The organism is Paraburkholderia mimosarum LMG 23256 = NBRC 106338 (assembly GCF_000739815.1).
In the GTDB taxonomy this organism is placed as follows: Bacteria; Pseudomonadota; Gammaproteobacteria; order Burkholderiales; family Burkholderiaceae; genus Paraburkholderia; species Paraburkholderia mimosarum.
In genome coordinates this window covers 1-5,044 of the sequence record NZ_BBJJ01000164.1, presented here as the reverse complement: position 1 = coordinate 5,044, position 5,044 = coordinate 1, and the positions used below count along the sequence as shown (strand labels likewise).

2 protein-coding genes and 3 pseudogenes are annotated in these 5,044 nt (G+C 59.4%); all 5 read left to right on the top strand.

The features are described 5' to 3' along the window. Window positions 1-150: 150 nt before the first annotated feature. A pseudogene (locus tag BMI01S_RS41590) lies at window positions 151-312 on the top strand (MFS transporter); the annotation flags it as partial. Between the two features lie 359 nt (window positions 313-671). Beyond that, window positions 672-899 (top strand): annotated as a pseudogene (locus tag BMI01S_RS40155) (IS6 family transposase); the annotation flags it as partial. A 370-nt stretch (window positions 900-1,269) separates the two neighbouring features. Further along, window positions 1,270-1,662: a hypothetical protein gene (locus BMI01S_RS35825; RefSeq protein ID WP_028232985.1), complete on the top strand. Its 393-nt coding sequence runs from the start codon at window positions 1,270-1,272 to the stop codon at window positions 1,660-1,662. Between the two features lie 156 nt (window positions 1,663-1,818). Continuing rightward, window positions 1,819-4,071 carry an LPS-assembly protein LptD gene (locus BMI01S_RS35820; protein ID WP_028232984.1) on the top strand — a complete coding sequence of 751 codons (2,253 nt, stop codon included), beginning with the start codon at window positions 1,819-1,821 and terminating at the stop codon, window positions 4,069-4,071. Between the two features lie 121 nt (window positions 4,072-4,192). Continuing rightward, window positions 4,193-4,713 (top strand): annotated as a pseudogene (locus BMI01S_RS42720) (IS5 family transposase); the annotation flags it as partial. Between the last annotated feature and the right edge of the window lie 331 nt (window positions 4,714-5,044).

Below are 5,044 nucleotides of genomic sequence, written 5' to 3'. Positions count from 1 at the left end.
TTTGATTGATGCGCGCACGTGAGGTCTGCAGGAGCGACAGATCCCGGTGAGGTATATCCCCGACGAAACCGATCGATCGATATCAAAAAAATCTTCAGGAGATGAAAATAAATTTCATATCTAGAAAACTCGTGATTGGTGATATTGTCCTCGGCGGTATTCAGTTCCTTCGTCATCGCCTTTACGCTCAAGGCGTTCGGCGTGACTGGCGTGTTCGTTTTCATCGCGGGGGCAATGGCGCTCGTCACGGTGTCCATCGGGGTGATGGGGCCCCGGACGCTCGACAAGTCGCTGGAGAGCATTTCGCATTGAGCGGCCCACGCTCCATACCCAGCCATGTTTACGCAATTTTTCCGTAAGAGCGCCACCTTTTTCAGAAATTGTGTGTTCGACTGGCGTAGCCTTTCAAAAAGTTCGATCAGTAAAACGCTAACGCATATGTACAACAATCCCGGTAATCGGCGAGGCGCTCGTTTGCATGGCCTTCGCGCTCTCGTTTTGGCGGCGGATCCCGGTCGGTGGTTCGCTCAATGGAATGGCCTATGGCGCCGACGCATCGGTCGTTGCGCCGCCCGAACCCGCTACGACGCGGTCCCACAGGGCATCCCGACGGTTCTGTCGCGCCAAGGCACTCAGCTAAAATTGTTGCTCGACCACGCATGACAAACGAAATGGGCAAAACGAGCGGGACACCACGTACGACGCTGCCATCAGGGATCGCCACGATTCTCAAGCGACTGCACAATCCGTTGGACATAATCCTGCTGTGTGTTCGCTGGTATGTGGCATATTCGTTGAGCTTGCGTAACCTCGAAGAAATGATGGCCGAGCGCGGCGTCGAGGTCGATCACTCAAGTGTTCATCGCTGGGTGGTCAAGCTCGTGCCGCTGTTCGAGCGCCCTGCACACGCACGGACTTCATGGCTGCGATTCATCTTCTCCGCGCGTTTGCGGAGTTCTTTCCGTCCCGTCCTCCCGTCGCTGCGCCCGCCGCGCGGCCTTCGCCGTCGCGGCCCCATGCATCTGAAATCCGCAAGGTCGGGTAGGGCGCGCCCAACGAAACGTTCGTCTTCATCTGCGGCGTTCCCCATCTGTTCGTGGATGAGGGTGACTGCATCGTGCATTCAGTCCGGCATTCGAGGAGGGGCCGCGCGATACGTTGCTTTGGACATGGCCAATGCCGCGCGCGAATGGTTGCATTTGAGCGTTTGCGCATTAATCGGGCCGGCACCCGGTGTGACCGCGGTGCAAGACGTCGGAGCGCACGCGCATGGCTGAAAACGTCACGGCGATCGTGCGTCAGATCAGTTCGGCCGACCTGAGCGCAGACGGTGAATTCCTGCTGATTCACGACGGCAGCGCTACCACGGCACTGCACCGTTCGGTATTCAACGATTTGCTGGTTGCGCTGCCCAACGCGATGGAAAAGATCCAGTGCATCGACAAGAGCCAGGCGCCATCGTTTGCGCTCATGCACGCGCGCGGCTGCGAGGTCGGTCGGCTCGACGGCACTCGCCACCTCGTGATCCGCTTTCGGCTCTCCAAAACTGCGAGCCTGTCTTTCATGGTGCCGTGCGAGCAGATCCCCGGCATCGTCGAGGCGCTCGAAACCGCCGCTCATCACGAAGCCACGCCGTCTTCTCTCGCCGTCAGGCTTCAGTGAAACGACACCCGCGGCACGACCACCTCCCCCCCCCCCTATTTATCAGCAAATCCCCGGTTTATCTCGCCTATCTTGATCCTGCGTCACGCATTACGCGGCTTTCGTGTAAAGCCGCTGATTTCCCTGTTGCTGGTCGCGCCCGGATTCACGCAGCCAATGGCGCTCGCACAACTCTCCGGCGCGGCGGCGCAGGCCGCTGCGCTCGGCGACCACTGGACGTTGCGCTTCGATCCGCAGTTGCAGGAGCATCCGCTGCAATCGGGCGACAGGTCCGCGACGGCCGCTCTCGCCCAGTCGATGACAGGCACGGTCGACACGGACCTGTCGCTACATGGAAAGGCCGAACTTCGGCGCTATGCGTCGTCCGTGAAAGGCGACTACATTCAGTACTTCGAGGATACAGACACCGCCGATTCTTACGGTCATGTGAGCCTCACCGAAAGCGGCAGTACGTTTTTTGGCCCCTACGCGCATATGCTCGTCGAAGCCGAGCAAGGCTATATCAGCACGCCGCGCTACCGCTTCGTCATGAATGGTGGATGGGGTTCGGCCGCGCGCGCCGACCTGATCGACAACGAACGCGCGGTGATCCACAGCGGCACGTATTCGACCTGCCAATGCAGCGGCCAGCCCGCGTGGTATCTGCGCGCCTCGCAGTTCGAAATGGATAGCGGCACGGACACCGGCGTCGCGCACAACTCGGTACTGTTCTTCCAGGGCTTGCCGATATTCGCGAGCCCGTGGCTGTCGTTTCCACTCTCGGACGACCGCCGCAGCGGCTTGTTGCCGCCAACGTTCTCATTCGGTTCCACGGGCGGCTTCGATCTGGCGACACCGATCTATTTCAACCTCGCACCGAACTACGATCTCACGCTATCCCCACGCACGATCAGCCGGCGCGGCGAAATGATGAGCACCGACTATCGTTATCTGGGCAGCGACTACAGCGGCGAATTCTCGGCGCTGCTCCTGCCTCACGACGCACTCACGAAGACTGACCGCTATTCGCTCTCGCTCAAGCACGACTGGAATATCGGCTCGGGCTTCTCCGCCTACGTGAACTACAACCGCGTTTCGGACTCGAGCGTCACCACCGACTTGAACTCAGAAAACCAGCTTCTGCTGGGATCGACGACGCTCTACGACCAGGAAGCGGGATTGCGCTATGCAAATGGCCCGTGGTCAGTGCTGTTGCGCGAGCAGCATTGGCAGGCGTATTCAAACGACTCCGTCTATAACCGCGAGCCGCAATTGAACGTGCAATACGCGCGCTATAACGTCGGCGGGTTCGACTTCGGCGCAGAAGCTGATGCTTCGCGCTTCACGATGTCGAGCAGCGACGTCGCGCAGGGCACTCGATTCGTATTCAATCCGTACCTGTCGCTGCCCATCGTGCGGCCGTCATGGTACATCACGCCCAAGGTACAGTGGCACTTTGCGGCATACGACCTTTCCTCGCTCGGCAGCGATGCCGCGGCTGAGCAGCCGCACAATTTTCAGGTCAACGTGCCGACGGTCAGCCTCGACTCCGGCATGACGTTCGAGCGCGCCATCACACTATTCGGCCACGCCTATATTCAAACGCTCGAGCCGCGGCTCTATTACGTCTACACGCCGTACAACAACCAGAGCTTCGCGCCGCTGTTCGATACCGCCGAAAGCGATTTCGGCCTGGCCGAGATATTTACTGCCAACAGCTTTGTCGGCAACGACCGTGTTGCCGACGCCAACCGCCTCACTGCTGCGATCACGACGCGTTTCATCGATGCCGCAACGGGCTCGGAGGCAGGACGCTTCGTGCTCGCGCAGCAATACAACTTCACCACGCCGCGCGTGACGCTCGATGCCGACGAATCCACCACGGACGTGAGCCGCACGGGTGTGATCGCCGGTGCATCGCTCAATATCGGCAGTGCGTTCAAGGCCGAGCAGGCCATCGAGTACAACGAGGCGAGCGCTTACCTCTCCCATGCGAGCACGGGCTTTTCATGGGCGCCCGCGCCTGGCGAAGTCGTGAACATGGCGTACCGATACACGCGCGCCGGCGCGTCCGAGGACAACGAGCCGCTCAGCCAGTTCATCGTCTCGGGCCAATGGCCGCTGACCCGCCGGCTTTCGAGCGTCGCCCGCGTGAACTACGATATGCATCTGCACCGCCTAATAGCCGGGTTGGTAGGCTTTCAGTACGACGCGGATTGCTGGTCGCTCGGCGTTGCGTTCGAAAAATATACGAACGAAACGAGTTCGACGGTGCCGAGCAGCGGCAGCCGCGTGCTAATGCAGTTGCAGCTCAAGGGCCTGTCGAAAATCGATAACGGCCTGCTGAACCAGTTTAGGGAAAACGTGCCGGGTTACACGCCAATGCCCGACAGCACTGCACCGATTTCGAGATTCTCGGACTACGAGTAACGCGAACTCATTTTTTCGGTTCGGTCGCGACTAAGGGAACACTGATTAATGAAGCTCGGCGGTCATCGCTGACGTAGCCGAGGACGTTATAGAAGGCAGCTCACGGAACGGACCCACGAGGATGAAGAGGCAGATCAGCTTCGCGGAAGCGGAAATAGCAGGCAAGAAGCGCGTGACCAGACGCCAACGCTTACTGGTGGAGATGGAGTAGATTGTGCCGTGGCAGCGTTTGCTGTCTGCAATCGAACCACATTACCCGAATGGCACGCGAGGCCGGCCGCCGATTGGCTTGGAGCGCATGCTTCGGATCTACTTTCTGCAACAGTGGTACGGGCTGTCGGACGAAGGGCTGAAGACGCGCTGTATGACAGCATCGCGCTGCGCGCCTTCGCCGGCATCGATCTGGCGGTCGAGAACGTGCCGGATGCGACCACGCTGTTGATATCCCGGCGCCTGCTGTTCGAGCACGAGCTGACACGAAAGCTGTTCGACGGGATCGGCATCACGCTGTGCGAGCGTGGATTGATGATGAAGGAAGGAACGCTGATTGATGCGACGATCATCGAAGCACCACCGTCGACCAAGAACGCTGGAAAGAGCCGTGACCCGAAGATGCATCAAGCCAAGAAGGGAAATCAATGGTGTGTGTCACGAACCTGAGCGCAAGCTTGGGATGCTGTACCGAAGATGGAAGAAGGCCTTCCGAAGTCGGCCTGCAGGGGCAGGCTTCAAACCGCCCGGTGCTGCTGCGTTCAAAAGGCGCGGTGGTGAGCGACCGTGGAAAAGTCATCCTTTGAGGATGGCAGGTAAGTGTTGAGACGATGAGCGCAAGCAAACCGTCCGATGACGCATCGTTATTTCCTCAAGACACTGCCAAAACTGGGGTTGACCATTGGCTCCAGGACGAGTCGGGACGATACCTGCTTACGGTCCCGATGGCAGTCGGTGTATAGGCGGCATGAGCTCAACGCAT

What these genes read in the sequence shown, in the direction of transcription:
- BMI01S_RS35825 (WP_028232985.1), top strand. Translation starts at nt 1,270, where the DNA reads ATGGCTGAAAACGTCACGGCGATCGTGCGTCAGATCAGTTCGGCCGAC.
- BMI01S_RS35820 (WP_028232984.1), top strand. Translation starts at nt 1,819, where the DNA reads ATGGCGCTCGCACAACTCTCCGGCGCGGCGGCGCAGGCCGCTGCGCTC.